Genomic DNA, 26,893 nt, shown 5'->3' with positions numbered 1-26,893 from the left:
GCTCAAGCGGGCGCGGGACCGCTGGTGCCGCGCACGACGAGTTCGATCGGCAGGCAGACATCGGCGGGAGGGCGCTCTGTGCTCAGCCATTCGAGCAGGCCGAGCGCCGCGCGCTGGCCGAGTTCATAGGTGGGCAGCAAGACTGTCGAGAGGCCGGGTGTGATCTGCGAGGAAATCGGGAGGTTGTCGCAACCGACGATCGACAACGCGTCCGGCACGCTGATTTCAAGCGACTGCGCTTCGAACAAGGCGCCGAGCGCGAGTACGTCGTTGCCGCAGAACACGGCGGTGGGGCGCGGGCGCAATTGCATCAGATGCTTGAGCCCGGCGCGGCCGCCGTCGAAGCCGAAGGGCTGTTCGATCACGTTGGCTTCGGGCAGGCGCACGCCGGCATCGGCGAGCGCGGTGCGAAAGCCGTTCAGACGATGACGCGCGCGGTCGTTCTGACGCGTCATGCCGGAAATCATGCCGAAGGTGCGATGACCGAGCGAGAGCAGATGCTCCGCCGCGAGCGTGCCGATCAAGCGGTTGTCGAAACCGATGAGCGGCGCGGTCGTGGTCAGGATCTCGCTGGCGGCAGCGGCATTGGTCCAGGTGATGAGCACCGGAATGCGGCTGGCCCGCACCATCTCCCAGGTTTCATGGGCGTGTTCGGCTCCGACGAGAACGAGCGCGTCCACGGCCCGTTCGAGCAGCGCGCGCGTCGCTTCGGTTTCGGAAGCGAGGCTGTATTCGTGGGCGGAGATCAGCAGTTGATAGCCCGCGTTCGCGAGCGTGCTTTGCAGTCCCTGGACCGCGCGCGCGAAGATGGCGTTGTCGAGCGTCGGCACGATGGCGCCCACCATGCGCGCCCGTCCCGACGCCAGCGCGCGCGCCGCGCCGTCCGGCACATAGCCGAGCTGCGCGATGGCCTGCAGGATCCGGTCGCGCGTGCCGCCTTTTACCTTGTCCGGATTCGAGAGCGCGCGCGATACGGTGGCGGTGGACACGCCCGCGAGCGCGGCGACGTCGGAGAGCCTGGGCCGGTCTTCCTGATTCAATGCAGTCGTGTCGTTCATGCAGGATGCCTTGCATCTTCGGGCCGGGACGCCAGCATCACATTCGCATCCCGACGCAGCCTCTAGGTATCAATACCGATTCTTTGCAACCAGCGCTTGTCTATTATAGATGCAAGCGCTTGCATTATGAATTTTGCATACGTTAAACCACCGCCGGACATGACCGGCGTATTTTTTAAACCAAAATGCAAGCGCTTGCATTTTGGCCGGAACGAGAGAACTTCAATCCAGGAGCAGAGCGATGACGGTGTTTTATCTGAAGAAGGCCACCAAGACCCCGGAAACCGAGACCGGCACGGCACAGCGCGTGGTCACGGACATGCTGGCTGAAATCGAGACGAACGGCGAAGCGGCCGTGCGCGAGTACGCCCGTAAGCTGGATCGCTGGGAGGGCGACATCATCGTGCCGCGCGACGAGATCGAGCGCCGTGCGCGGGAAGTACCGCAAGCCGTGCGCGACGACATCGACTTCGCGGTGAAGCAGGTGCACGACTTCGCGGTCGCGCAGCGCCGTTCGATTGAAGATTTCGCGGTGGAACTGTATCCGGGCGTCACGGCGGGGCAGCGGGTCATTCCCGTCAACGTAGTGGGCTGCTATGCACCGGCGGGCCGTTATGCGCATATTGCGTCGGCCTACATGGGCGTCGCGACGGCGAAGGCGGCGGGCGTGAAGACCGTGATCGCGTGTTCGAGTCCGTTTCGCGGCGGCGGCATTCATCCGTATGTGCTCTACGGTTTCAAGGCAGCGGGCGCGGACGTGGTGATGACCCTGGGCGGCGTGCAGGCCATCGCGTCGATGGCCTACGGGCTGTTCACCGGCAAGCCCGCCGACGTGGTCGTCGGGCCCGGCAACAAGTTCGTTGCGGAGGCGAAGCGGACCTTGTTCGGCAAGGTGGGCATCGATGTCTTCGCGGGGCCGTCGGAAGTCGCGGTCATCGCCGATGACAGCGCGGATCCGGCCATTGTCGCGAGCGATCTCGTGGGGCAGGCGGAACACGGCCACGAATCGCCGGCATGGCTCTTTACGACATCGCGGGCGCTGGCCGCTGAAGTGACGGCGCTCGTGCCGCGCCTGATCGACGATCTGCCGCCGACCGCCCGCGATGCCGCCGCTGCCGCATGGCGCGATTACGGCGAGGTGATCGTCTGCGATACGCGTGAGGAAGTGGTGGAAGTGTCGGACCGTTATGCGTCGGAGCATCTCGAAGTGCATGCCGCCGATCTGTCGTGGTGGCTCGACAACCTGACCTGCTACGGCTCGCTGTTTCTGGGCGAGGAGACGACCGTCGCGTTCGGCGACAAGACGAGCGGCCCGAATCACGTCCTGCCGACCAAGGGCGCGGCGCGCTACTCCGGCGGGCTCTCTGTTCACAAGTTCGTCAAGACGCTGACGTGGCAACGCATGACGCGCGAGGCGTCGCGGCGCATCGGTGAAGTCACCGCGCGCATCTCGCGCCTCGAAGGCATGGAAGCGCACGCGCGCACGGCGGACGACCGGCTGAAGAAGTACTTTCCGGACGAGGCTTTCGAGAAAGGTGAAGCCGTCCGCGTCTGAGCCCTGCACGCACTCAATGGAGCGATCGATGGAACTCGCAAGCATGTTCAGTCTGCAAGGGCGCGTGGCGCTGGTGACCGGCGGCAGCGCCGGCATCGGCCTCGCGATCGGCAGCGCACTCGGTCGAGCCGGCGCGCGCGTGCTGCTGGCCGCGCGGCGTGAAGGCGCGCTGCGCGATGCCGCGGCCACGCTCGCGGCCCAAGGCATCGCGGCAAGCGTCGTCGTGGCCGACGTGAGTTCGCCCGAAGCCGCGATGCAGTGCGCGCACACCGCACTCGCGCAACACGAACGCATCGACATTCTCGTGAATGCGGCTGGCGTGAATCTGCGTCAGTCTTTCATGGAGGTCACGCCCGAGACCTGGCAAACGCAGCTCGCGCTTCATCTGGGCGCGCCGTTCTTTCTCACTCAGGCGCTCGCTCCGCAGATGAAGGCGCGCGGCTGGGGGCGCATCATCAATATCGCCTCGCTGCAGTCGTATCGGGCGTTCGCGAACAGCGCGCCTTATGGCGCCGGCAAGGGCGGCGTGGTGCAGCTCACGCGTGCGATCGCACAGGAGTGGGGCCGTCATGGCATCACCTGCAATGCGATTGGTCCGGGATTCTTTCCGACCGCGCTGACGGCATCCGTGTTCGCGGACGAAGCGCTTGCCCAAAGACATGCCGAACAGACCTGTCTCGGCCGCAATGGTCGAATGGAGGATCTGGACGGTCTTGCTGTGTTCCTTGCAAGCGATGCATCGGGCTATATCAGTGGTCAGACAATCATGATCGACGGCGGATACACCGCGCGTTGAGCAACGATGGCGGAGACAAGCATGTTGATACAGGACAGTCGTGGTGCAGGGGCGACGCCCATCGAGCAGGACGCACCGCAGGGCCGCGCGGCATCGGGCGCGGACAATCTACGGGCCGTGACGCTTTCCAGCGTGCTGGGCGCCGTGATCGAGTGGTACGACTTCTTTCTTTATGGCGTGGTCGCCGGTGTCGTGCTGAACCGGCTGTATTTTCCGCAGGCCGATGCCGTGGTCGCCACCATGCTCGCGTATTCGACTTTCGCGCTGGGGTTCGTGGCGAGGCCGGTCGGGGGCGTGATCTTCGGTCACTTCGGCGATCGACTCGGACGCAAGAAGATGCTGATGCTGACGCTGCTTCTGATGGGCGGCGCGACGATGTTGATCGGCGTGATACCGACCTATTCCTCGATCGGCATCGCGGCGCCCCTGCTGCTGCTTGCCTGCCGCATCGTGCAGGGGATCGGTCTGGGTGGCGAGTGGGGCGGCGCAGTGCTGATGACCTACGAGTCGGCGCCCGTGGAGCAGCGAGGTTTCTATGCGAGCCTGCCGCAGATTGGCATGTCGCTCGGACTCGTGCTGGCCTCCGGTGTGGTCGCCGTGCTGTCCTACACGCTCGACGACGCCCAGTTCCTCGCATGGGGCTGGCGTTCGGCGTTCATCGCGAGCGGCGTGCTGGTGATCGTCACGTTCTACATGCGCAAGCATGTCGCCGAGACCGACGACTTCAACAAGGCGAAGAAGAGCCGGCATGAGACCTTGCCGATCGTCGACGTGTTCCGCCGCTATCCGCGCACGGTGCTGGCGTGCATGGGCGCGCGCGTGATCGATGGCGTGTTCTTCAACGTGTTCGGCGTCTTCTCGATTCACTATCTCACCGAGACGCTGCACTTTCCACGCACGACGGCGTTGCTCGGCGTGCTGTTCGGCGCCGCCGTGATGACCTTCTTCATTCCCTTCTGGGGCCGTGTTTCTGACAAGCTGGGGCAGCCGCTCGTGTACGGCATGGGCGCATTGCTGGCGGGGCTGTCCGCGTATCCCGCGTTCATGTTGATGCAGGGCGCGAACGGCTCGGCGTGGCCTGTCTGGATCGCGATCATCATCCCGTTCGGGGTGTTTCATGCGGCCGTGTTCGGCACGATGTCGTCGTTGTTCTCGGAGGCATTCGAACCCGACGTGCGCTACAGCGGCATCTCCTTCGTCTATCAGTTCGCCGGCGTGTTCGCGGGCGGCCTGACACCCGTGGCCGCAACTTACTTCACCGGTCTTCAGGCCGGCAAGCCGTGGTACCTGTGCGCGTATGTCCTGGTCGGCGGCCTTCTGAGCGCCTTGTGCTGCGCGTGGCTCGCGCGGCATCGCAAATCGCCGCAGTGCGAACGCGTGCGCGCCCGCGCGCTGGCTGAAGCCCGCTAACGTCATTGGAGCCCTTGTCATGAAAGCGCTGGTCTATACACAACCCAACGAGATGCAGTTGCTCGATCGGCCGGAGCCCGTCGCGGAAGAAGGCGAGGTCGTGCTGAAGATCGATGCCGTCGGCATCTGCGGATCGGACATGCATGCCTTCCACGGACACGATCCACGCCGTCTGCCGGGTCTCGTCCTGGGGCATGAGTTCGCTGGCACCATTGCGCACAGCCGCGCCGCAGGCTGGACGGAAGGGATGCGCGTGACCGGCAATCCGCTCATCACATGCGGTACGTGCGAATACTGCGTGCAGGGCAGGGATAACCTGTGTGCGAACCGGACGATGGTCGGCATGACGCGTCCGGGCGCCTTCGCCGAATACATGTCGATACCGGCAGCGAGTCTGGTCGCCATTCCGTCCGGCATGCCCGCGCACGTGGCTGCGGCCACTGAACCGGCGGCCACCGCGCTGCACGCCGTGAACCTGACGATGCGCGCGTTGAACCGGCCGCTTCCCGAATGCCGGGTTCTCATCATCGGCGGCGGGGCGATCGGGCTGTTCTGCGCGCTGCTGCTGCGGTCGTATGGATGTCGTGAGGTGACGGTCGCCGAGACCAACGCGGCGCGGCGCGCATCGGCGGAACACGAGGCGAAGTGCGCGACTTACAACCCGCTGGAGCAAGAAGCCGCAACGGATCGCTTCGATTGCGTGATCGATGCAGTCGGCGCCCGCGCGACGCGCAACAGCGCGCTCGCGGCGCTCAAACCGGGCGGCGTCATGATGCATATCGGCCTGCAGGACTGGGCGAGTGAGATCGACATGCGCAAGCTGACGCTCGCGGAGATCACCTTGCTGGGCACCTATACCTACACGATGGCCGATCTCCGAGCGACGGTGCGCGCGCTGCACGAAGGCGCGTTCGGCAGTTTGTCATGGCTCGAACATCGGCCGCTGGCGGAGGGTGCGCAGGCTTTCATGGATCTGCATGCCGGTCGCGCGAAGTCGAGCAAGATACTGCTGATTCCCGAGACGGCCTGATCTGTTCGATGACGCGTCACTTCGTGGAATGAAGCGGTCGCCAGCTTCCGGTGTTCGGGCATAAGCCAGCTGGCGCACCGTCCACCCACACTTGCTCATCATCGAGTTGCAGGGCGGTGGAGGGGGCCGTATCGAAGACCACGTTCAGTGCCCGCGCGACCTGTGCCTCTTCGATGGGAAGCTCCCAGGTCAGGAACACTTGAGTGAGGTCCTGATCCGGCGCGAAGTCCGATTCACGGAAGCCGCTGTTACCACGCGGGATGACCGCATGCGGCTGCCCCGTATCGAAGATCATGGCGGTCCCGCGCACCAATGGAATGCGCTGGCCGGTGTGCGGGAAATGCACGTCCAGCCCTTTGTCCTCGCTGAGGAACAGATTGCAGAACGCCGCGCCGCCGTATTGCGCGCCGTCATGGTGATAGCGCGCGCCACGGCAGGCCATGAGCGCCACGTCGCTCGAAGCCAGCACGCCGGGCAATCCGAGCGCATCCGTCCACGCGGTAATGGCTTGCACGCAGCGGCGGTAATCCGGCCAGCGCGCCTGCGTGCGTGCAAGCGACATCGGTTCGACATCGCCTGCTTCCAGATCCAGTTTCGACGCGATCTCCCGCTGCCAGTCCGCGAGCACGCGCGCCGAAGGCACGGGCACGTCGAGCGTATCTGACAGCACCATGCGGCTGACCGAGCGGCTGCGCAACGTGTCGCCGCTCCAGAAGAAGGAGGTCAGGTCGCGGGGCATGGCATGACGGAAAAAGGTGAGCGCATGTCGGTCCCTGCTTCACTCACTGCGCGCATGCATGCGCTTGCGGATTTCGGAATCGAGAATCAGCCGCCCGCGCAGCTTGCCTTTCATGCGCTTCACATATCGCGGCGCTTCCGTCATGTGAATCACCATCAGCTCGCGCACTTTGTCGGCGTCCCGTGCGCGCGCCGCTTCGGTGATCGCTTTATGGATCTTCACATTGGCGCGCCCGAAGCGTTCGTGTTCGGCCTGCGGCGTATCGTTCCGGTATTCGATCAACTGGCGGATCATCTCGTTGATCAGTTCGCAACTGAAGCGCAGGAACGGGTTGGGATTCGCGGCGGCAAGGATGTCGTGAAAGTTCACGTCTTCCTGACGCTGCTTGACGATATCCTGGCCCGCCAGCGCCGAGGACGGCTCGTCGCAACACGCGATATTGCTTTCGAGCGCCGCGAAGTCTTCTTCGGTGAGATGCGGCACCGCACCGGCCGCCAGTTCGGGTTCGAGCAACTGGCGCACGGTATAGATGTCGTCGATGGTCACGTCCTTGAAGAACAAATAGTTCTGCAGCAACTGCAAGGTACGGTCGAGCGGCACCTCGACGATCGTGCCGCCGCCCGAAGGCCCGGTCGTCACCTTGATGAGCCCTTGCACTTCGAGCGACTTGAGCGCCTCGCGAATCGTGCTCTTGCTTACCGTGAAGAGCTGCTGCAACTCGACTTCGCGCGGCAGCTTGTCGCCGGGCTTCAGGTCCTTCTCCGTGATCAGCCGCTTGATTTCCTCGGCGACCAGATCCGCGCGCTTGGGCTGCTTGATCGATTGCCGCGCGAGCTCGATTCCCGCGCCGGCGCGCTTGGCACGCTCCATCACCATTCCTTGCTCCTCTCGATTCGCCGGCCGTTCAATCTGTCCCGGGCACCTTCGTTCGCATGCGCTTTCGGGCAGACCGGAATATTGCCTTATTGACACCCGAATTTATTGTTCCTAGCATCAGGTTCATCCTATTTATCATGATAAATAGGATGAAGCCAGCCGATGCCTGAACGTATCACGAAAAAAAAGCGCGGCGGTCGCGAAGGTCATCTCTCAAGGAGCGTCAATTTTGAATCGCCGAAACATGTTGAAGCTGGCCGCACTGTCGGCCATTCCTGGATCGTTCGAAGCGCTCGTATCAAGAAGCGCGCTGGCGCAGGGGTCGCCGCTCCAGTTCGCCTGTCCGGTGCCGATGTCCGGCCCCTTCGCGGCCAACGGCAAGTACGCCGATCTCGGCATGAAGCTCGCCATCGAACAATATGGCAAGGTGCTCGGCCAGCCGCTCGCCTACACGACGCTCGATACCGAGGGAAAACCCGCAACCGCGGTGCGGCGCGTTCAGGAAATTGCGCAGCAGAAGAACGCGCACTTTTTTGCGGGCGGCATTCTGTCGTCCGAGGCGCTGGCCATGGGCAAGGAAGCCGAGAAGGCTGGCGGCATCTTCATCACGACGGCGGGCGCGGATGAACTCACCGGCAAGGACTGCAACAGCGCCACGTTCCGCTGGTCCGTGCCGACCTTCGGCGCCATCGAACAGACCGTGCGGCCGCTGATCCAGACGATGCCCAACGCGAAGCGCTGGTACACGATCACGCCGCAATACGTGTTCGGCGACGGCCTCTTGTCCGCCGCGAAGAACATCTTCAAGGAGAAGGGGATCGAGCATGTGGGCAACAGCTATCACTCGCTCAACGAAAAGGAGTTCAGCGGCTATCTGACGAACGCCGTGGCCGCCAAGCCCGATGTCCTGCTGATCCTGAACTTCGGCTCGCAATCGTCGGACACGTTGCGGCAGGCCGTGAGCTTCGGCATGAAGAACAACTGCACGATCCTGATGGCGTGGGCATCGGGCCTCGAACAGTTCGAGGCGCTCGGGCCGGACATCTGCGAAGGCGTGTACTTCGGCGCACAGTACTGGCATGCCATCGACTCGCCGCTGAATCATGACCTCGTCAAGCGCGTGAACGCGGCCTACAAGTCGAACCCGAACTACAGCCTCGCCGGGTCGTACATCTGCACGAAGATCCTGCTGGACGGCATCGTGAAGGCGGGCAGTGCGGATCCGAAGAAGGTGATCGCGGCGCTCGAAGGCATGAAGTACGCCGGGCTGACGGGTGCTGAAGAGATCCGCGCGGGCGACCATCAGGTGTTGAAGAACTACTATCTGCTGAAGGGCAAGGCCAAGGGCAAGATGAAGGACAAGGACGATTACGCGGATATCGTCAGCTCCGGCCAGTCGTTCCTGCCGCTCGACAAGACGCAGTGCAAGCTCGCGTAACACGCATCGCGCTGGCGTTTTCCAGGCGAATGCGGCGCGGCCCGCATTCGCTCCGTCACTCTTCTGACGCAAGGCCATGAACGTTTATCTGTTGCAGGTCGTGAACGGCATCGGCGTGGGCATGCTGTACTTTTTGCTCGCGGTCGGCTTGTCGATCGTGTTCGGGCTACTGCGCTTCGTGAACTTCGCCCACGGCGCGTTCTATCTGCTGGGCGCGTATTTCTGTTATCAGGCCATGCAATGGTCGATGAACTTCTGGACCGCGCTCGTCATCGTGCCCGTGGTGGTGGGCGCGCTGGCGTGGGTTGTCGAGAAGGTCGTGCTGCGGCACGTCTATGCGCAACAGCATGAGTTCCATATCCTCGCGACGGTCGGGCTCGCGCTCGTGATCCAGGAATGCTCGATCATCACGTGGGGGCCAATCGGCGACAACGTGGCCGTGCCGGACATCCTCAACGGCGTGGTGATGTGGGGCAGCTTCATCTACCCGAAGTACCGGCTCTTCGTGATCGCTTTCACGGCCGTGCTCGCGGCGCTCCTCTGGTGGGTGCTCGAAGGCACGCGGCTCGGCAGCGCGGTGCGCGCGGGCAGTGAATCGAGCGAGATGGTGTCGCTGCTCGGGATCAATGTGACGCGTATCTTCAGTCTCGTGTTCGCGCTGGGCGCGGGCACGGCGGCGCTCGCCGGCGTGCTGGCGGCGCCGATTCGCGGCGTCGATCCCTTCATGGGCATCGAGGCGCTCGGCGTGGCTTTCGTCGTCGTGGTGGTGGGGGGCATGGGCAATTTTCTCGGCGCGCTCGTCGGCGGCTTGCTGGTGGGCATCGTGCAGAGCGTGATGAGCACGCTGTGGCCCGAAGGCGCGCGGCTCATGATCTATGTCGCCATGGCGGCGGTGCTGTTGCTGCGTCCGAACGGACTGCTCGGGAGGGCCGCGTGAATTCGAAACCGACATCGGAGGCGTTGAACGTGAGCGAGCCACGACGTTCCCCGCGGCATGCATTGCACCGCTACCGCTTTCTTCTGCTCGCGGCTGTCGTCGTCTGCATCCTGCCGATGACCATCCGCTCCGGATCGCTCGCTACAGAAGTGCTGGTCTTCGCGCTCGCGGCGCTCGGCTGCAATCTGCTGCTGGGACATACCGGGCTGCTCTCGTTCGGGCAGGGCATCTTCTTCGGCCTCGGCAGCTATAGCGCCGGTTTGATCCTGACGAAAGCCGGACTCCAGGTTCCCGCTGCGCTGCTTGGCGCAATCGTAGTGGGCGCCGTGGCGGCGGCTGTAGTCGGATGGTTCTCCATTCGTCAACGCGGCGCGTACTTCGTGATGCTCACGCTGGCGTTCGGGCAGATGTTCTACTTCCTCGCCTATACGACGCCCGATCTCACCGGCGGCGACAACGGCCTCCTCGACATTCCGCGTCCCGCGCTGTCGGTTTTCGGGCATCCGCTTTTGTCCATCGCTTCGCCGTGGCAGTACTACGCGTTCGTCGCGGTGCTGTTTCTGATCGCGTTCTGGCTCATGCTGCGCGTGTCGCATTCGGTGTTCGGCCGCACGCTGCTCGCGATCCGCGACAACGAAGCGCGCGCCGCCGCCGTGGGCTACGACGTGAAGCGCTTCAAGCTCGCGGCGTTCGTCGTGTCGGGTGCGGTCACGGGCCTGGCGGGCGCGCTGCACGCGCTGATGACCGGCATCGCACCGCTCTCCAACATCGACTATCACACGAGCGAGATGATCCTCGTGATGACGGTGATCGGCGGGACGGGCAATCTCTTTTCTTCGGTGCTGGGCGCAGCCTTCTACGTGTTGTTTGCCGACTGGCTCGCCACGCTGTGGCCGCGCTGGCTGCTGTTGCTGGGCCTCGTGCTGATCGCCGTGAGCCTGTTCATGCAGCGCGGCCTGTGGGGCTTGGGCGCGCGCATCTGGCGCGCGGTGAAGCGTGAAGGAGGAGAGCCGGTATGAGCGTGTTACTGGAGGCAAAAGACCTGGGCAAGCGCTATGGCAAGTTCGCGGCGCTCACCGATGTGAACCTGCGCATCGCGAAGAACACCGTGCATTCGGTGATCGGTCCGAATGGCGCAGGCAAGACCACGCTGTTCCATGTGCTCACCGGCACCGTGCCGAGCAGCGCGGGGCAGATCGTGTTCGACGGCCATGACGTGACGCGCGAGCCGGATCATCGGCGTGTGAAGCGCGGCATCGCGCGTTCGTTCCAGGTGACGAGCCTGTTCGCGAACCTGCCGGTGCGCGAGAATCTGCGGCTCGCCGCGCAAGGCGTCGATTCGAAGCGCGCGCTCAATGTCTGGACGCCGCCGCGCGGCGCGCTCGAACATCGCGACACGGTGGACGATATTCTCGAACGCCTCGCGCTGCAACGGTTCGCACAGACGCAGGCCGGGGTGCTGTCGCATGGTCAGCAACGTCGTCTGGAAGTGGGCATGGCGCTGGCGGCACGCCCGAAGGCGATCTTCCTCGACGAGCCGACCTCGGGCATGGGTATCGACGATCTCGACGACATGAAGCATCTGATCCGCAGCCTTCGTGACAACTACACGGTGGTGCTGATCGAGCACAACATGGACATCGTGATGGATATCTCGGACACCATCACGGTGATGCAGCAGGGCCGCGTGCTGGTGGAAGGCAAGCCTGCCGAGGTTCGCGGCGATCCGCGCGTGCGCAGCGCTTATCTCGGCAACATGATCACCGGAGGCCGCGCATGATGCTCGAGGTCCAGAACCTTCACGGCTACTACGGCAAGAGCCATATTCTGCAAGGCGTAACGCTGAAGATTGCCGAGGGCGAGACGGTCACGCTGCTGGGCCGCAACGGCGCGGGTAAATCGACGACGCTCAAGAGCATCGCGGGCGTCGTGATGCCGAAGCAAGGCAGCGTGAGTTTCAACGGCATGCAGCTCGAAAAACTGCCGCCGCACAAGATCGCGGCGCGCGGGGTGTGCTTCGTGCCGGAGCATCGCGGCATCTTCAAGCTGCTGTCGGTGGAAGAGAACTTGAGGCTCGGCGCGCGCAAGGACTCGCCGTGGCAACTCGCCGATATCTATCGCATCTTCCCGCGCCTCAAGGAGCGCAGGACGAACGGCGGCGGTCAGCTCTCGGGCGGCGAGCAACAGATGCTCGCGATCGGCCGGGCGCTAATGAATCATCCGCGCCTGTTGATGCTCGATGAACCTGTGGAAGGGCTCGCGCCGGTGATCGTCGAGGAGATCGTCGCGCAACTGAAGCTGATTCGTCAGGCAGGCGTGACGATCCTGCTGGTCGAACAGAACCTCGAAGTCTGCACGCAACTCGCGGATCGCCACACCATCATCGAGCAGGGACGCATCGTCTACGAAGGCTCGAATGCGGACTTCATCGCGGATGAATCCGTCAAGGATCGTTATCTCGGTGTCGGCGTCGTCTGAGCGCCGCCTACATAGCACACAGCGAAGGAAACCTGGCATGCAAGCTCACGATCTGCCGGCGCACGCCGGCTTGCGCATCGATGGTGCGCGTCTCTGGAACAGCCTGATGGAACTCGCGCGGATCGGCGCGACGGAGAAGGGCGGCGTGTGCCGTCTGGCGCTGACGGACCTGGACCGTCAGGGCCGCGATCTGTTTGTGTCCTGGGCGAAGGACATGAGCTGCACGGTGCGTGTCGATGCGATCGGCAACATCTTCGCGCGCCGCGCGGGATTGCGCGACGATCTTCCGCCCGTGATGACCGGCAGTCATATCGATACGCAACCGACCGGCGGCAAGTTCGACGGAAACTATGGCGTGCTCGCGGGCCTCGAAGTGCTGCGCACGCTGAACGACAACGACGTGCGCACGCAGGCGCCGCTCGAAGTCGCGGTATGGACCAACGAGGAAGGCTCGCGCTTCGTGCCGGTGATGATGGGCTCGGGCGTGTTCGCCGGCGCGTTCACGCTGGACCATGCGCTGGCGCAGGCGGATCGCGAAGGCATGACGGTGAACGATGCGCTCGCGGCAATCGGTTACGCGGGCGAGCGCGTTGCGGCGCATGCGGTGGGCGCGTATTTCGAGGCGCATATCGAGCAGGGCCCGGTGCTGGAAGCGAATGACAAGGTGATCGGCGTCGTGCAGGGCGCGCTCGGGCAGCGCTGGTATGACGTGACCATCGAGGGCATGGAAGCGCATGCCGGCCCGACGCCGATGGAACTGCGTCGCGATGCGCTGCTCGTCGCGGCAGACCTGATTCGCGCGGTCAACGGTATCGCGCTTGCGCATAAGCCGCATGCGCGCGGTACGGTCGGCTGGGTGGATGTGCATCCGAACTCGCGTAACGTGATTCCTGGGCGGGTGAAACTGACCGTCGATCTGCGCGCACCCGACGATGCCACGCTGCACGCGATGGATCGCACGCTGCGCGATCTGTGCGCTCAGGCGGACTTACCGGTGACGGTAGACGAAGTGGTCTACTTCGCGCCGCAGCCTTTCGAAGCATCGCTGGTGGCATCGGTGCGTGAAGGCGCGGGAGCGCTGGGTTTGACATCGATGGACGTGGTGAGCGGTGCAGGCCACGATGCCGTGTATCTGGCACGCGTCGCGCCTGCAGCGATGATTTTCGTGCCGTGCAAGGACGGTATCAGTCACAACGAGATCGAGGACGCGCGCGCCGATCATCTGGAAGCGGGCTGCAACGTGCTGCTTCAGGCGATGCTGCGGGCCGCGAATGCATCGGTTGAAGGAGCGAGCGCATGAAGATCCTGATCGCCCGGATGAATCACGAAACCAACACGTTCTCGCCGGTGCCGACGCCGCTCGAAGCCTTTGGCCGCGATGGTCCATGTTTTGATGCGGAGGCTTACCGCGAGAACGCCGGCATGCGCACGGCGATGTCCGCGTTCATCGATGCCGCCGAGCGCGAGCAAGCCGAGATCGTCACGCCGATCTCGGCTTCGGCGAATCCGAGTGGACGCGTGGGTGCCGCGGCCTACGATGCGATCTGGCAGTCCATCGTCGATGCCGCCGAAGGCTGCGACCTCGTAATGCTCGATCTGCATGGCGCGATGGTCGCCGAGAATTCGCCCGATGGCGAAGGCGATCTTCTCGAACGCGTGCGGCGAGCGCTGCCGCATGCGCCGATTGCGGTATCGCTGGATCTGCATGCGAACGTCACACAGAAGATGATCGACAACGCGGATGTCATCACGAGCTTCAAGACCTATCCGCACGTGGATATGTACGAGAGCGGCGAGCTTGCGGCGCGGCTGGTGTTCGATCTGGTTCATGCGAAGGCAAGGCCGGTCATCGCATGGGCGCAGCCGCCGCTGCTGACGCACACGCTCAAAAGTTCGACCGCAGCAGGCGCGATGAAGCGCGCCGTCGATGCTGCGCGCGCCGCTGAAGGACACGACGGCGTGCTGGCTGTCTCGGTGTTGTCGGGCTTTTCGCTGGCGGACATCGCGTCGCCGTGCATCAGCGTGGTGGTGGTGGCGGACGGCGATCGGACCAAAGCGCAGGACGTGGCGGACCGTATCGCGCGGCAGATCTGGGACGAGCGCGAAGACTTCGTGTATCGCAGCGCGCCGCTTGCGCAATCGATCGCTGAAGGGGCGGCGCTTGCGCGCGATGCGACGAAGCCCATCCTGCTGCTCGATCATGGCGACAACTGCATGTCCGGCGGCACGTGCGACACGACCGACGCTTTCGAGGAAGCCTTGCGGCAGGGACTCGAAAGCATCGTCGTCGGGCCGCTGTGCGATCCGGACGCGGTGGCGAAGTTGTTCGCGGCAGGCGAAGGCGCGACAGTCACGCTCGGCATCGGCAACAAGTTGGCGAGTGTGACTTCGCGGGGCAAGCCGCCGTTTGAAGTGACCGGCATCGTGCGTGCGCTGACGAACGGCGAGTATGTCATCAGCGGCCCGACTTATACCGGACAGCGCGCCTACATGGGACGCGCTGCCGTCATCGAAACGCCGGCAGCTCGCATCCTCCTGACCGAACGCACGCATGAGCCGTGGGATCTGGGCGTGTTCGAAAGCGTGGGCATCGATCCGCGCGGCGCCCGGTTTCTGATTCTCAAGTCGCGCATGTATTGCCGGCCGGTGTTCGTGCCCATCGCTGGGGGGCTGGTCGAGTGCGACAGTCGCGGGCCGACGAGTTCGGACTATGCGCTGTTCCCGTTCGTCGATCTGAAGCGTCCGGTGTTTCCGCTGGATGCGGATGCGGGGTATTGACAGGCTGCAGGCGGGCCTCTGCATGCAGAAAACAACACGTTCTGCATGCAGGAAGCACAAGAAAGCGCATGCTTCAGGCCGGCTCTCTCGTGCTGTTGGTGTCGGAAATCGCTTGATGGAGCACCCTTGCGATGCTCCGCTATGCCAGCGTTACTTCGCCGCGCCGACCAGCGAGAAGGCGTCGAAAGCCGGATCGACCGGCGTGTGTGCCAGATGCTGAAGCGCTTCTTCCACGAGCGGTTCGCATGCGCTGTAGTCGGAATTCATGCTGTCGCTGTGTGCCTGGGGAAAGTTGACCGAAAGGACTTTGCCACCCCAGCGGTCGGCGGTGGCGGTCATGCTGCACTTGCCCGCGCCGCCGATCTTCAGATCGAGCAAGATCACGTTCAGGTCGAATGCGGCATCCGAGTTGGAGAAGTTCCACTGCATGACCATGCGGTCATTCGGGGAGTTCGCGTCCACGAGCTTCATGGTCTTGTCGGGAATGCCGACAGCGGCCACGAGGTCGAGCACGTTCGAGCCGATCAGCGCGCCCGAGTCCTGGCGGGCTTCGTGGGTCCGGTAAGCCGCGCAGCCGGAGAACAGGGTGACAAACATCAGGAGGAGGGAGGTGTAGCGTCGCACGAAGGCTCCTTGGCGAGTGGAAGGATGATGAATCGCAAGGCGTGCCAGCAAGAACGTGGCCCGGCTCAGCGCCGCCCGGGTGTACGACTGTCAATGCTTTCAGCGTGGTTTCCGATGCCTTGCGCTTCGTCGTGGAAGGCGCATTACGTTTGCATTCAAAATGCCCGATGGCATTTTGTGTTCCGCATGCGATATCCGTGAAGCACGGTGAGCTTTCGCGCCAGCGCGCACGTCTGCGGCAAACCGATCTGATAAAGTCGGTCACCTTCGCCGCCCCTTGCGGCCTCAACCTTCCATCCAAAAAGCATGCGCATCGTTTCTATCGACGACGGAGACCGGTCGCTGCCCACCTTGGTTTGCCTGCCCGGGGCCATGTGCAGCCCCGCCGTGTTCGCGCAGGCCGCGCGCTTGTCAGGCCTGCGCGCGCTGGCGCTCGCGTGGCTCGAGGATGATGGTCCGTTCTCGCTGGAAGCCATCGCCGGGCGCATCCTGCAATGCGTCGCTGATGAACCGCGCATCGTGCTCGTCGGTCACTCGCTCGGCACGGCGCTCGCGGTGCTCGCCGCATTGCAGGACATGCAACGCGACGACCCGCGCGTCTGCGGGCTGGTGTTGTCGAACAGCGGCGCCAATACGCGCGGTCATGGCGATGCCGATGCCATCGTGAGGCGCATCGAGGCCGACTGGGGCGTTGCGTTCTGGGAGGCTTTCCTGGTGCGTTGCTTCCTGCATCTTCCTGAAGAGCCGCTGCTGCATGAGGTGCGCAGTTACCCGTCGCGCGTGCGCAAGGAAGCGGTCGCGGCCGCCATCCGCAGTCAGATGGAGACGGATCTCACGCCCTTGCTCGGCAGGCTCGGCGGTTTGCCGGCTGCCATTGTGCATGGGAAATCCGACGTCGCACGCACGTTGGCCCATGCTCAGGAACTGGCGGCGGGGATGCCGCACGCCACACTGCATGTCCTCGATACGGGCCACACGTCCTGCGCGGAAAATCCGGCCGCGTTCGCGGCCATCATGCGCGAGATCGCGGAGCGCCCGGCGAGCACTAAGACTTAGACTTGGCAGCCGCCGCGCGCGCCGCCGACATATCCGCCACCGCACTGAACGCCTGTTTGCGCATCAGGCTGCCGACGCCCATATCCATATCCTGCAGATAACCGATCTCGCGCTCGCTCAACGTCAGGTTGCGCGAGTACGGCCGCTGCGTTTGATTGAACCTCCAGATCGCCTCGGCCGATGCAGCATCGAAACGCTTTTGCGCCCGTTTGCGGGCATCGATGAAAGCCTCGTGCGAGGCGGGCGACATCAGATAGTCATAGAGCGCGCCATAAGCAGCCATGACCGCCACGAGTCCCTCATGCTTCGCGCCAAGCGCTGCATCGGCTGCATAGGCGGTCTGGAATACGCAATCCGGCAGCGCCTGCCACAGGTTGCCTTCGCTGATGACCTGCGGCCCTGCATCGTCGTTCAGATGCGAGATGCTGGCGAGGCAGGCATCGGCCGCGCCGCTCGCGACGGCATCGAAACAATGCTCGTTGCTGCCGTGATCGGCGAAAGCGATGCGCGAAGCGTCGAGGCCTTTCTCCTTCAATAGCTGAAGCATCAGGGTATGCAGCAAGCCATGCCTTGGCCCGACCGCGACCGTCTTTCCCTCCAGCCCTTCAAGCGTCCGCACGCCGCCCGGCCTTGCATACACCGTCAGCGCACACTTTCTCATCCCCGCGCCGACGATCTTCACCGGCGCACCCTGCTCAATGCGCGTAAGCACGAGGTTGTAGCCCGACACCATGCAGACGTCGGCGGCGCCGCGCGCGATGGCGTCGAACGGACCGGTGGGCCCGGGTATCTGGATGATCCGCGCATCGACGTCATAGGTCTTGAAGTAGCCCAGCTCATCCATCAGCGCGTTGAGCGTCGCGTTCTCCAGGCCGGGATTGCTGACAATGCGGATTTCACTGCTGGCGGCGCGTGCGACATAAGGCGCGCCAAACGGACCCGCGGCGAGACCCACGCCGAGGGCGCCCGCCTTGCGCAGGAAGCCGCGACGGTTCAAATCACAGGTCATCTTTGTGTCTCCGGATGCCGGTCGTTATTAATCGAGGAGCGCTGGCACGAGCGCGCATTGTGCCGAACCGTCGCGGCCGGGTCGATTGAGTAAAATGGGCGGCGACTTAACGAATTACTCATACCGGGAGAGGAGGCAACGTGTCGGCGGAACTCGACTGGTACCTGCAAATCAACCTCAAGGCGCGGCACTTGCGCTTGCTGGTGACCATCGACACTTATCGCAATCTGAGCCAGGTGGCGGAGGTTTCGCACGTCACCGTGGCCGCGGTCTCGAAGTCGTTGACGGAGCTGGAGCGCGGCCTCGGCCTCACGCTCTTCACGCGCACCACCCGAGGGCTGGTGCCGACGCCCTACGGCGAATGCCTGACGCGCCACGCGCGAGCCATGCTGCATGTCCTGCATCAGACCATCGACGAACTGAAGGCCCTCAGCGCCGGCACGGAAGGCAAGATCGAGATCGGCGTGCTGCCTGTCTCGGCCTCCGGCCTGCTGACCCACGCGTTGAACCTGCTCAAGCAGCGCTCTCCGGGCACCAACGTGAAGATCGTCGAAGGCTCCGCGGAGTCGCTGTTGCCGGAGTTGTGGCAAGGCCATCTGGACCTCGTCGTCGGCCGCCTGCCGCCTCCGGATGCACTCGGCAGCTTCGAAGAGAAGGAGTTGCTTGAGGAGCCCGTGGTGCTCGTCACGGGCCGGCAGCATCCGCTGGCGCGCAGAAAGACCATGCAGTGGGCGGACCTGCTGCCCTATCCGTGGATCTTGCCGCCCACCGGCTCCATTCTTCGCGATCCGCTGGAGCGCGCGCTGGAAGTACACGGCGTGCCGCTGACGAACAACTACATCGAAACCTTGTCCCTGCACGTGATCCGTGCGCACTTGCAGGTGTCCGACTGCATCGCCGTCATGGCGGACACCTCCGCGCGCGAGGCCACGCTTCCCCAGCCGCTCCACACGCTGCCGCTCGCGCTGCCTCGCCTGCTGCGGCCCGCCGGCGTGCTCTGGAACCGCGTGCGCACGCTGACGCCGAGCGCGCAACTGATGATCTCCTGCCTCGAAGAAACCGCGCAGCGCCTGTCCCAGGAAGACCAGAAGGGCGGCTGACGTCCTCCCGTCGCCCCCTTAACCATTTCCTCAACCGGCCCGCAGTTTTTCTCAAACCGGGCCATTCGAGGCGCTGGCACAATTCATTCACGCTCAACGACACGGGCGACGACGCGAACTGCCACCGGGAAGCACGCTTTCCCGGCCCTTCCACGGACAGTTCCGCGCATCTACACGGAGACGAGAACGATGATGAATCTGAGGACCGCGATCTGCGCCTGCGCAACGCTGTTCGGCTTCGCTGTGCAAGCACACGCGGCCCCGGCGTCCACGCAATCGGTGGCGGACTTCTATCGCGGCAAGGCGTTGACGCTTCTGGTCAGCGCGGACGCGGGCACGGTGACGGACATCGTCGCACGCCAGTTCTCACGCTTCTTCGTCAAGTATGTTCCGGGTCATCCCAAAGCCATCGTGATGAACGTGGTGGGCGCGGGCGGCATGGTGGCCGCGGCGTCGTTGCAATCGCGGCAGCCAAGCGACGGCACCGTGATCGGCTTCCTGCAGCGGAACAACCTGTACATTCCGCTGCTCGATGAGCGGCAGAACCGCTTCGATCCACGCAAGGTGAGATGGCTCGGCAGCCTCAACAAAGTGGAATACTGCCTCGTCTCCATGACCCGTTCCGGCGTCACCACAGCGGACGACCTGAGCAAGAAGAAGATGTATATCGGCGCGACCGGCTTCGCCAACGAGGACCGCACGCTGCCCGCGCTGCTGAACGAATACATCGGCGCGAAGATGAGCATCGTGCCGGGCTATACGGGCCGCGGCGAAGTGTATCTGGCGATGCAGCGCGGTGAAGTCGACGGCTGGGCCTCTACCATCGACGGGCTGCAACAGGGCGAACCGGTGCGGCTGCTCAAGGACGGCAAGATGAAGGTGCTGCTGCATCTGGGCTGGCAGAGCCCGGCCGGGTACACCGACGTGCCGAACCTCTCTTCGTACATCACGCAGCCGGACGTCAAGGCGCTGTTCAACCTGTTCATCCTGCCGTTCCAGGCGGGCCGTCCCATCGCCGTGCCGAAGGACGTGCCGCAAGACCGGCTCGATGCGCTGCGCGAAGCGTTCGCGAAGACCATCGCGGATCCGGATTTCATCGACGCCATGAAGCAGTCGGGCTATCCGATCGATCCCATCAGCGGCGATGCGGTGGAACAGATCATCGCGAAGCTGTATGCCACGCCCCAACGTCAGCTCGAAGATGCACGCAAGCTCATCTTCAGCACGCAATGAGCGGGCTGCATTGAGCGATCTGCAGCACACAAGAACCTGAGAGAACATCAACACCCTTACGGTAGCTTCCCATGACGCCCGACATCATCGACATTCATCCTCACATCATCTCGACCGACACGGCGCGCTATCCGATCGCGCCTCAGCACGGACACCGGTCGAAGTGGTCGGCGACGCGGCCCATCACGTTCGAGCAGTTGATTGCCGAGATGGATGAGGCCGGCGTGTCGAAGGCCGCGATCGTGCATTCATCGACGACCTACGGCACCAACAACGCCTACGTGGCCGACAGCGTCGCGCAACATCCGGACCGCTTCACCGGCGTCTATTCGTTCGACCTGCTCGCGCCCGACACGCTGCAGACGTTCGACTACTGGCTCGCGCGCGGCATGGGCGGCATTCGCCTCTTCACGGGCGGCGCCACGCATCAGAGCGACGGCAGCTGGCTGGTCAATCCCGCGACCTTCCCGATCTGGGAACGCTGCGCGAAGATCGGCATGACGATGGCGGTTCAGACCACGCCGGACGGCCTTTCGATGGTGGCTGAACTGGCCGACCGGTTTCCTTCGGTGAACATCGTGCTGGATCACTGCGGCCGGCCCAACCTCGAAGCAGGGCCGCCGTATGCGAATTGCGCGGACCTGTTCGCGCTCGCGGCATTCCCCAACGTCTGCATGAAGATCACGCCGCGCACCTTCGATCTCGCGCAGGCCGCACCGGGCGGCGCGCAGCCGTTCTTCGCGAAGCTCGTTGAGGTGTTCGGCGCTGACCATCTCGCGTTCGGCTCGAACTATCCGGCGTCCGCCGGCCCGTTGAAGAATCTCATCGCACAAGGCAATGCCTGCTTCGCGGACTTGAGCGACGACGAGCGCGCCTGGATCTGGGGCGGCACCGCGAAGAAGCTGTATCCGATGCTGGCCGGCTAAGCCGGTTCCTGCACGACCGATAACAGGCGAGCCTGTGCAGCTCGCCATTCCATCAGGATGAGACATGGAGTTCTTCAACGATGCAACGTTGATGGCGGCCGGACATGCGCTGTCGACGCTCCTGCAATTCCACCGCATCATGTTTCTCGTGTTCGGCGTGGCGGTCGGTCTCGCGATCGGCCTGCTGCCGGGTATCGGCGGTCTCACGGGCTTCGCGCTGCTGGTGCCGTTCACCTACACGATGGACCCGTATTCCGCCTTCGCGATGCTGCTCGGCATGGCGTCCGTCATCACCACCTCGGATGTGATTCCGGCCGTGCTGTTCGGCGTGCCTGGCCATGCGGCGTCGCAGGCCACGGTGCTCGACGGCCTGCCGATGACCAAACGCGGTGAAGCCTCCCGGGCGCTGAGCGCCTGCTACATGTCTTCGCTGATGGGTGGTTTGATCGGCGCGCTCATCCTTGCCGTGTCGTTGCCGCTGGTGCGTCCGTTCGTGTTGTCCATCGGCACGCCGGAGATGTTGTCGTTGACCGTGTTCGGTGTGTCGATGGTATCCGCGCTGTCCGGCAACGCGCCGCTGCGTGGCGTGGTCGCGGCCTGCTTCGGCATTCTGGTCGGCATGATTGGCACCAATGTCGCGACCGGACAGATGCGCTGGACCGGCAATCTTCTGTATCTGCAAGACGGCATTCCGCTGGTGCCCATCATCCTCGGCATCTTCGCGTTGCCGGAGCTGTGCGAGCTGGCCATCCGTCGCACGGCCATTGCGCAGAACGTGCAGTTCACGTCGCGGCAAGGCATGCGCGAAGGCGTGCGCGACGCCTTTCGCAACTGGTTTCTGGTGCTGCGTTGCGGTGGTCTCGGCGCGGTACTCGGCGCGGTTCCAGGCATCACCGGCGCCGTCACGGACTGGATCGCCTACGGCCATGCATTGCAGACAGCGAAGGGTGCGAAGGACACGTTCACCAAAGGCGACGTGCGCGGCGTGATCGCGCCTGAGGCGGCCAACAATGCGCGCGAAGGCGGCAGCCTCGTGCCGATGCTGTCCTTCGGCGTGCCGGGCGGCGCGGCGCAGGCCATCCTGCTCGGCGCGATGATGGTGCACGGCTTCATCCCCGGACCCGACATGCTGACCAAGCATCTCGACTTCACGTATTCGATGGTCTGGTCCATCGCGCTCGCCAACATCTTCGGCGCGGGGCTGTGCTTCCTGCTGAGCGGCCAGTTCGCGAAGGTATCGACGCTGCGTTACACGCTCATTCTTCCGGTCATCATGCCCGTCATCTATGTCGGCGCGTTCCAGGGCTCGCGCAGCTGGGGCGACTTGTTCGTGCTGTTGATCGCGGGCGTGATCGGCTGGACCATGAAGCGGCTCAGGTGGGCGCGTCCGCCGCTGATCCTCGGCCTCGTGCTCGGCGTGCTGATGGAGCGCTACATGTCGATCTCCTTCGTCCGCTACGGCACCGACTGGCTGGCGCGTCCTGTCGTCATCGTGCTGCTGGGGCTGGCCGCGCTGGTGTTCTTCAAGCCGCTCTTCACAGCCCTGCGCGGCGGCGGCTTCGCGCAGTTCAAGCCGAGCGGCTCGGTTCACTTCAAGCGCGAAGATCTGGTGCATGTGTTCTTCATCGTCGTCGGGCTCTATATGCTGGCGAGTTCGCAGAACTGGCTGCTGATGGCGCGCATCGGACCGACGGTGGTCGCGAGCATCCTCGTGATTGCGGGAACGTTGAGCCTCGCGTACAAGGTATTCGTGATTCCGGCGCATGGCGTGGCGCGAGCGAGCAGCGGCGTTCACATGGACGTATCCGGCGACCACGACGAAAAGCTCCCGGTCAGGACCACGCTGAAGCGCGCGGCCCGCTTCTTCAGCTGGTTTCTCGCGTTTCTCGCCTGCATGTCGGTGATCGGCATGCTGCCCACGGTGCCGTTGATGATCGTTGCGTACATGCGCATCGAGGGTCGCGAATCGTGGAAGCTGAGTCTGATCCTCGCCGTGTGCGTCACAGTGTTCCTCTATATCGTCTTCGATCAGATCCTGCATATCCCCTGGCCGGAGAGCTTTCTCGGACATTGGTTGCCCGGACTGGGCGGCGCCTGATTCTTCATCGAAAGGAAGCGAAGCATGACGCAAGACCGACTGGCGCGCATCGACGCGCAGCATGCCACCGATCATCAGCAGCGGGTCATCGCGCAACTGGGCGCAGGACGCGGGCGGATTCCAACGCCGTTCAACATCTGGCTGCATAACCCGCGTCTGGCCGAAGGGATGGAGATCATCGGCACGCATGTGGATCATTCGCCCGTGCTGAGCGAAGCGGAAACCGAAGTCGCGATCCTGGCCACCGCCGTGTTCTGGAATGCCCCGTATGTGATCGCCAATCACCGGCGGCATGCGCTGAAGGCGGGCGTGCCCGAGACGGTCGTCGCCGCGATCCTCGAGCGGCGCACGCCCGAGGCGGAAGAGGGGCGTCTTGCGCTCGTATGCGACGCGGTGAGCGCGCTGCTCGCGGGCGGCGCGGTCGACGATGCACGCTTTGCCAAGTACGATGCTGAGTTGGGCCGGGCAGTGATCGCCGAACTCCTCGTCACGATCGGTTATTTCACGTCGATCTCGCTCGGCATGACCTTGCATGCATTGCAGCCCAAAGACTGAACGACTCAAGCAATGAAGCAGTAGGAGAAAGATCGTGTCGGAACTCGACGGCTATCTGCAAGTGAATCTCAAGGCGCGACATCTGCGCCTGCTCGTGACCATCGATACCTATCGCAATCTGACGCAGGTGGCTGAAGTCACCCATGTCACGATGCCGGCGGTATCGAAGTCGCTGGCCGAGCTGGAACGCGGGCTCGGCCTCACGCTGTTCGCGCGCACGGCGCAAGGACTCGTGCCCACGCCGCATGGCGAGTGCCTCATCCGTCACGCGCGCGAAATGCTGACCATCCTGCATCAGGCGCGCGACGAAATGAAGGCGCTGAGTGCGGGCACGGAGGGCAAGGTGCATATCGGCATGTTGCCGGCTTCGGCGTCCGCGCTGCTGCCGCTCGCGCTCAACCTGTTGAAGAACAAGTCGCCAGGCACCAACGTGAGAGTCGTGGAAGGCACGCGTGGCGCCTTGCTGCCGGAGCTGTGGCAGGGGCGCCTCGACCTGATCGTCGGGCGCCTGCCCGCGCCGGATACGCTCGGCAGTTTCGAGGAAAAACCGCTGCTGGAAGAACCCGTGACGCTGATGACCGGACGGCATCATCCACTCGCGCGGGCGAAGACATTGAAGTGGTCCGACCTGCTGCCCTATCCGTGGATCCTGCCGCCGCAGAACTCGATCCTGCGGGATTCGCTTGAACGCACCCTGAGAGCGCATGACGTACCGCTGACGAACAACTACATCGAGACGCTGTCCGTTCATGTGACGCGGGCGCATCTACAGATTTCGGACTTCATTGCCGTCATGGTGGGCACGCCCGCGAACGATCCCGCGCAACCCCTGTATGCGCTGCCTTTGAGCTTGCCCCGGCTGTTGCGCCCCTCCGGCGTGCTCTGGAACCGCAATCGCGGCCTGACGCCGAGCGCGCAACTCATGGTCGCGTGTCTGGAGGAAGCCGCGAAACAGTTGCAAAGCGCCAAGGCCTGACTGCCGAAAGCACGGCAACGTGTTTTCGGTTTCGTGTCGGCCAATTAGTTAGGGTTCCGTATCTGAAGCGGGAAACTCACTCTTTACCAAACGGTTAAGCCCCTTGCTTCTTTATTCAATAGACGGAGCAGGGCGTCTCGAAAGATCATGTCGGCACCGACACGAGCTCGACTCGCACGATCAATCCTCCCAGGAGACTCCAGTGACCAAGAAAGTCCATCTCAAGCTCGCGATCGCCGAGCATCCGCATACCTCGGCCATCCGCGACGGCTCCATTCCCATCGAAGGCGTGGACGCGGAATTCATCACGGTCCAGCCGCAGATCGGCGCTTTCCGCCGCATGGTGCGCGACGTCGAATTCGATGTCTGCGAACTCGCGCCGACCACCTACATCATCGCTCGTGCGTATGGCGCGCCGTTCGTCGCGCTGCCGATCTTCGTCGTGCGGCGCTTCCATCATTCTGGTCTGCTCGTGCGTCCGGATGCGGGCATCAAGACGCCGAAGGATCTCGAAGGCAAGAAGGTCGGCGTGCGCGCGTATTCGGTGACCACCGGCGCGTGGACGCGCCAGGTGCTGATCGACGAATTCGGACTGGATCCCTCGAAGGTGACCTGGGTCGTCGATGATGAAGAGCACGTCACGCAACTGAAGCTGCCGCCGAACGTGATCCATGCACCGAAAGGCACCTCGCTTGCCGACATGATGGCCAAGGGCGAACTGGTTGCGGGCTTCCACGGCAACGCGGGCATTGGCCGCACCGGCGACCCGACGGGCGGCTGGAAGGAAGTCGAAGCGGACTATCCGGACATGTTCCCGAATGCGGCCGAACTGGAATCCGAGTACTACGCCCGCACCGGCGTGTACCCGATGCACGGCACCATCGTCGTCAAGGACTCGGTGCTGGCCGAGCATCCGTGGGTGGCGAAGTCGCTCTATGACGCCTTCGACAAGGCCAAGCAGGACTGGCTCGCCAAGCTCAACGCGGGCGAACTGAACGACAAGAAGAACAAAAAGTACATCGAGCTGCAAAAGATCGTCGGGAACGATCCGCTGCCGTATGGCGTGGAAGAAAACCGCAAGACCATCGAAGCGCTCGAAGCGACCGCGTTCAAGCAAGGCCTGACGCCGCGCCGCATGTCCATGAACGAGCTGTTCGTCGATCCCCGCGTCTAAACCACACGTAAGGCCAGGAACATGATCATCGACTGTCACGGTCACTTCACGACCGTCCCCGCTTCTTTCCGCGACTGGCGCGCCAAGCAGATCGCTGCCGCCGACGACCCCGCCAATGCGCCGCCGCTCTCCGGCGCGCATGTGTCCGACGACGAGATCCGCGAAGGCGTCGGCAATGGTCAACTGCGTTTGCAACAGGAACGCGGCGGCGACCTCACGCTGTTCTCGCCCATCGCGGGCCTCATGAGCCATCACCTCGGCAACGAGCGCACGAGCCTCGAATGGGCAGAAGTCTCGAACAATCTGGTGCGGCGCGTCTGTGACCTGTACCCGGAGAACTTCGCGCCGGTGTGCCAGCTGCCGCAATCGCCGAAAGCGCCGCCGAAGAACTCGGTTCCCGAGTTGCGCCGTTGTATCGAGGAGATGGGCTTTGTCGGCTGCAATCTGAATCCGGATCCGAGCGGCGGCTACTGGACCGGCAAGCCGATGACGGACCGCGAATGGTATCCGGTCTATGAAGCGCTGTGCGATCTCGACGTGCCCGCGATGATCCACGTCGCCGCCTCGTGCAATCCGTGCCATCACGGCACGGGCGCGCACTACCTGAACGCCGATACCTCGGTGTTCATGCAGTTGCTGCAAGGCGATGTGTTCAAGGACTTCCCGACGCTGCGCCTGGTCATTCCGCACGGCGGCGGCGCGGTGCCGTATCACTGGGGACGTTATCGCGGCATGTCGCTGGAGATCGCCAAGCGTCCGCTCGAAGGCCTGTTGAACAACATCTTCTTCGATACCTGCGTCTATCACCATCCGGGCGTGGAACTGCTGACCAAGGTCGTGCCGACGAGCAACGTCATGTTCGGTTCGGAGATGATCGGCGCGGTGCGCGGACGCGATCCAGACACTGGCGAATATTTCGACGATACGAAGCGCTATATCGACGCCTGCGAAGCGCTCAGCGACGCGGACCGCCACGCAATCTTCGAAGGCAACGCACGCCGCGTCTATCCGCGCCTGGATCAGCAACTCAAGGCGCGCGGCCTGTGA

Annotated in this window: 25 protein-coding genes; 20 read left to right on the top strand and 5 right to left on the bottom strand. The window is 63.8% G+C overall.

Translation table 11 applies throughout. The features are described 5' to 3' along the window. Positions 1 to 2 precede the first annotated feature (2 nt). On the bottom strand, positions 3 to 1,058 hold the full coding sequence (locus QCE63_RS36530) for a LacI family DNA-binding transcriptional regulator (RefSeq protein ID WP_309840277.1): 1,056 nt from the start codon (positions 1,056 to 1,058) through the stop codon (positions 3 to 5). Between the two features lie 241 nt (positions 1,059 to 1,299). Here QCE63_RS36530 and hisD point away from each other — a divergent pair, with 241 nt between their 5' ends. The 4 genes from hisD to QCE63_RS36510 are packed head-to-tail and all read left to right on the top strand — an operon-like array spanning position 1,300 to position 5,849. Next, the gene (gene hisD, locus QCE63_RS36525; RefSeq protein WP_309840276.1) at positions 1,300 to 2,613 is read left to right on the top strand and encodes a histidinol dehydrogenase; all 1,314 of its coding nucleotides are present in this window, start codon (positions 1,300 to 1,302) and stop codon (positions 2,611 to 2,613) included. A 28-nt stretch (positions 2,614 to 2,641) separates the two neighbouring features. After that, positions 2,642 to 3,409 carry an SDR family oxidoreductase gene (locus QCE63_RS36520; RefSeq protein ID WP_309840273.1) on the top strand — a complete coding sequence of 256 codons (768 nt, stop codon included), beginning with the start codon at positions 2,642 to 2,644 and terminating at the stop codon, positions 3,407 to 3,409. A 21-nt stretch (positions 3,410 to 3,430) separates the two neighbouring features. Then, the gene (locus tag QCE63_RS36515) at positions 3,431 to 4,819 is read left to right on the top strand and encodes an MFS transporter (protein WP_309840271.1); all 1,389 of its coding nucleotides are present in this window, start codon (positions 3,431 to 3,433) and stop codon (positions 4,817 to 4,819) included. A gap of 19 nt (positions 4,820 to 4,838) precedes the next feature. Next, positions 4,839 to 5,849, top strand: coding sequence for an alcohol dehydrogenase catalytic domain-containing protein (locus QCE63_RS36510; RefSeq protein ID WP_309840270.1), 1,011 nt, complete (start codon positions 4,839 to 4,841; stop codon positions 5,847 to 5,849). Positions 5,850 to 5,865: 16 nt separating this feature from the next. On the opposite strand, the gene QCE63_RS36505 is transcribed toward QCE63_RS36510, so the two are convergent. Both QCE63_RS36505 and QCE63_RS36500 read right to left on the bottom strand, forming a co-directional pair. Further along, a complete protein-coding gene (locus QCE63_RS36505) occupies positions 5,866 to 6,588 on the bottom strand; it encodes a hypothetical protein (RefSeq protein ID WP_309840269.1) in 723 nt (240 codons plus the stop codon). 39 nt (positions 6,589 to 6,627) lie between these two features. After that, positions 6,628 to 7,464, bottom strand: coding sequence for an FCD domain-containing protein (locus QCE63_RS36500; RefSeq protein ID WP_309840266.1), 837 nt, complete (start codon positions 7,462 to 7,464; stop codon positions 6,628 to 6,630). Between the two features lie 229 nt (positions 7,465 to 7,693). Between QCE63_RS36500 and QCE63_RS36495 the strand changes: the two genes are divergently transcribed. From QCE63_RS36495 to QCE63_RS36465, 7 genes are all read left to right on the top strand, one after another. Further along, positions 7,694 to 8,902 carry an ABC transporter substrate-binding protein gene (locus tag QCE63_RS36495; RefSeq protein WP_309840263.1) on the top strand — a complete coding sequence of 403 codons (1,209 nt, stop codon included), beginning with the start codon at positions 7,694 to 7,696 and terminating at the stop codon, positions 8,900 to 8,902. A gap of 76 nt (positions 8,903 to 8,978) precedes the next feature. After that, complete coding sequence (locus tag QCE63_RS36490; protein ID WP_309840260.1) at positions 8,979 to 9,839, top strand: branched-chain amino acid ABC transporter permease; 861 nt, start codon at positions 8,979 to 8,981, stop codon at positions 9,837 to 9,839. Positions 9,840 to 9,868: 29 nt separating this feature from the next. Beyond that, positions 9,869 to 10,858: a branched-chain amino acid ABC transporter permease gene (locus QCE63_RS36485; RefSeq protein WP_404990250.1), complete on the top strand. Its 990-nt coding sequence runs from the start codon at positions 9,869 to 9,871 to the stop codon at positions 10,856 to 10,858. Continuing rightward, positions 10,855 to 11,619, top strand: a complete 765-nt coding sequence (locus QCE63_RS36480; protein ID WP_309840255.1) for an ABC transporter ATP-binding protein — start codon at positions 10,855 to 10,857, stop codon at positions 11,617 to 11,619. Before QCE63_RS36485 ends, QCE63_RS36480 begins: the two co-directional genes overlap by 4 nt. Beyond that, positions 11,616 to 12,317, top strand: a complete 702-nt coding sequence (locus QCE63_RS36475) for an ABC transporter ATP-binding protein (RefSeq protein ID WP_309840253.1) — start codon at positions 11,616 to 11,618, stop codon at positions 12,315 to 12,317. Before QCE63_RS36480 ends, QCE63_RS36475 begins: the two co-directional genes overlap by 4 nt. A 37-nt stretch (positions 12,318 to 12,354) precedes the next feature. After that, on the top strand, positions 12,355 to 13,617 hold the full coding sequence (locus QCE63_RS36470; protein WP_309840251.1) for a Zn-dependent hydrolase: 1,263 nt from the start codon (positions 12,355 to 12,357) through the stop codon (positions 13,615 to 13,617). Further along, the gene (locus QCE63_RS36465) at positions 13,614 to 15,095 is read left to right on the top strand and encodes a M81 family metallopeptidase (RefSeq protein WP_309840248.1); all 1,482 of its coding nucleotides are present in this window, start codon (positions 13,614 to 13,616) and stop codon (positions 15,093 to 15,095) included. The genes QCE63_RS36470 and QCE63_RS36465 overlap by 4 nt, the downstream gene beginning before the upstream one ends. A gap of 150 nt (positions 15,096 to 15,245) precedes the next feature. Here QCE63_RS36465 and QCE63_RS36460 read toward each other — a convergent pair whose 3' ends face one another. Further along, positions 15,246 to 15,719, bottom strand: a complete 474-nt coding sequence (locus tag QCE63_RS36460; protein WP_309840245.1) for a hypothetical protein — start codon at positions 15,717 to 15,719, stop codon at positions 15,246 to 15,248. A 306-nt stretch (positions 15,720 to 16,025) separates the two neighbouring features. Between QCE63_RS36460 and QCE63_RS36455 the strand changes: the two genes are divergently transcribed. Further along, positions 16,026 to 16,775 carry an alpha/beta hydrolase gene (locus QCE63_RS36455; protein ID WP_309840243.1) on the top strand — a complete coding sequence of 250 codons (750 nt, stop codon included), beginning with the start codon at positions 16,026 to 16,028 and terminating at the stop codon, positions 16,773 to 16,775. On the opposite strand, the gene QCE63_RS36450 is transcribed toward QCE63_RS36455, so the two are convergent. Further along, positions 16,765 to 17,784 carry an ABC transporter substrate-binding protein gene (locus QCE63_RS36450; protein WP_309840241.1) on the bottom strand — a complete coding sequence of 340 codons (1,020 nt, stop codon included), beginning with the start codon at positions 17,782 to 17,784 and terminating at the stop codon, positions 16,765 to 16,767. The two genes, QCE63_RS36455 and QCE63_RS36450, sit on opposite strands and share 11 nt — an antisense overlap. 140 nt (positions 17,785 to 17,924) lie before the next feature. Between QCE63_RS36450 and QCE63_RS36445 the strand changes: the two genes are divergently transcribed. The 8 genes from QCE63_RS36445 (at position 17,925) to QCE63_RS36410 (ending at position 26,893) form a co-directional block, all read left to right on the top strand. Then, positions 17,925 to 18,884, top strand: coding sequence for a LysR substrate-binding domain-containing protein (locus QCE63_RS36445; protein ID WP_309840239.1), 960 nt, complete (start codon positions 17,925 to 17,927; stop codon positions 18,882 to 18,884). Between the two features lie 189 nt (positions 18,885 to 19,073). Then, the gene (locus QCE63_RS36440; RefSeq protein ID WP_309840237.1) at positions 19,074 to 20,117 is read left to right on the top strand and encodes a hypothetical protein; all 1,044 of its coding nucleotides are present in this window, start codon (positions 19,074 to 19,076) and stop codon (positions 20,115 to 20,117) included. Positions 20,118 to 20,188: 71 nt separating this feature from the next. Further along, positions 20,189 to 21,043 (top strand): amidohydrolase family protein, encoded by an 855-nt coding sequence (locus tag QCE63_RS36435; protein WP_309840235.1) that lies wholly within the window; start codon positions 20,189 to 20,191, stop codon positions 21,041 to 21,043. A 64-nt stretch (positions 21,044 to 21,107) separates the two neighbouring features. Further along, on the top strand, positions 21,108 to 23,141 hold the full coding sequence (locus QCE63_RS36430; RefSeq protein ID WP_309840234.1) for a tripartite tricarboxylate transporter permease: 2,034 nt from the start codon (positions 21,108 to 21,110) through the stop codon (positions 23,139 to 23,141). Between the two features lie 24 nt (positions 23,142 to 23,165). After that, the gene (locus tag QCE63_RS36425) at positions 23,166 to 23,696 is read left to right on the top strand and encodes a carboxymuconolactone decarboxylase family protein (RefSeq protein WP_309840233.1); all 531 of its coding nucleotides are present in this window, start codon (positions 23,166 to 23,168) and stop codon (positions 23,694 to 23,696) included. Positions 23,697 to 23,730: 34 nt separating this feature from the next. Then, entirely contained in the window at positions 23,731 to 24,672 is a 942-nt protein-coding gene (locus tag QCE63_RS36420) for a LysR substrate-binding domain-containing protein (protein WP_309840231.1), read from the top strand. A 202-nt stretch (positions 24,673 to 24,874) separates the two neighbouring features. Further along, a complete protein-coding gene (locus QCE63_RS36415; RefSeq protein ID WP_309840229.1) occupies positions 24,875 to 25,846 on the top strand; it encodes an ABC transporter substrate-binding protein in 972 nt (323 codons plus the stop codon). Between the two features lie 21 nt (positions 25,847 to 25,867). After that, positions 25,868 to 26,893, top strand: coding sequence for an amidohydrolase family protein (locus QCE63_RS36410; RefSeq protein ID WP_309840227.1), 1,026 nt, complete (start codon positions 25,868 to 25,870; stop codon positions 26,891 to 26,893).

The organism is Caballeronia sp. LZ065, assembly GCF_031450975.1.
Taxonomy (GTDB): Bacteria; Pseudomonadota; Gammaproteobacteria; order Burkholderiales; family Burkholderiaceae; genus Caballeronia.
This window is presented reverse-complemented; position numbering and strand designations above follow the sequence as displayed.

Bases quoted from the DNA above. Each gene is read 5' to 3' on its own strand.
- QCE63_RS36530 (WP_309840277.1), bottom strand. From the start codon at position 1,058: ATGAACGACACGACTGCATTGAATCAGGAAGACCGGCCCAGGCTCTCC.
- hisD (WP_309840276.1), top strand. From the start codon at position 1,300: ATGACGGTGTTTTATCTGAAGAAGGCCACCAAGACCCCGGAAACCGAG.
- QCE63_RS36520 (WP_309840273.1), top strand. From the start codon at position 2,642: ATGGAACTCGCAAGCATGTTCAGTCTGCAAGGGCGCGTGGCGCTGGTG.
- QCE63_RS36515 (WP_309840271.1), top strand. From the start codon at position 3,431: ATGTTGATACAGGACAGTCGTGGTGCAGGGGCGACGCCCATCGAGCAG.
- QCE63_RS36510 (WP_309840270.1), top strand. From the start codon at position 4,839: ATGAAAGCGCTGGTCTATACACAACCCAACGAGATGCAGTTGCTCGAT.
- QCE63_RS36505 (WP_309840269.1), bottom strand. From the start codon at position 6,588: ATGCCCCGCGACCTGACCTCCTTCTTCTGGAGCGGCGACACGTTGCGC.
- QCE63_RS36500 (WP_309840266.1), bottom strand. From the start codon at position 7,464: ATGGTGATGGAGCGTGCCAAGCGCGCCGGCGCGGGAATCGAGCTCGCG.
- QCE63_RS36490 (WP_309840260.1), top strand. From the start codon at position 8,979: ATGAACGTTTATCTGTTGCAGGTCGTGAACGGCATCGGCGTGGGCATG.
- QCE63_RS36480 (WP_309840255.1), top strand. From the start codon at position 10,855: ATGAGCGTGTTACTGGAGGCAAAAGACCTGGGCAAGCGCTATGGCAAG.
- QCE63_RS36475 (WP_309840253.1), top strand. From the start codon at position 11,616: ATGATGCTCGAGGTCCAGAACCTTCACGGCTACTACGGCAAGAGCCAT.
- QCE63_RS36470 (WP_309840251.1), top strand. From the start codon at position 12,355: ATGCAAGCTCACGATCTGCCGGCGCACGCCGGCTTGCGCATCGATGGT.
- QCE63_RS36465 (WP_309840248.1), top strand. From the start codon at position 13,614: ATGAAGATCCTGATCGCCCGGATGAATCACGAAACCAACACGTTCTCG.
- QCE63_RS36455 (WP_309840243.1), top strand. From the start codon at position 16,026: ATGCGCATCGTTTCTATCGACGACGGAGACCGGTCGCTGCCCACCTTG.
- QCE63_RS36450 (WP_309840241.1), bottom strand. From the start codon at position 17,784: ATGACCTGTGATTTGAACCGTCGCGGCTTCCTGCGCAAGGCGGGCGCC.
- QCE63_RS36440 (WP_309840237.1), top strand. From the start codon at position 19,074: ATGATGAATCTGAGGACCGCGATCTGCGCCTGCGCAACGCTGTTCGGC.
- QCE63_RS36435 (WP_309840235.1), top strand. From the start codon at position 20,189: ATGACGCCCGACATCATCGACATTCATCCTCACATCATCTCGACCGAC.
- QCE63_RS36430 (WP_309840234.1), top strand. From the start codon at position 21,108: ATGGAGTTCTTCAACGATGCAACGTTGATGGCGGCCGGACATGCGCTG.
- QCE63_RS36425 (WP_309840233.1), top strand. From the start codon at position 23,166: ATGACGCAAGACCGACTGGCGCGCATCGACGCGCAGCATGCCACCGAT.
- QCE63_RS36410 (WP_309840227.1), top strand. From the start codon at position 25,868: ATGATCATCGACTGTCACGGTCACTTCACGACCGTCCCCGCTTCTTTC.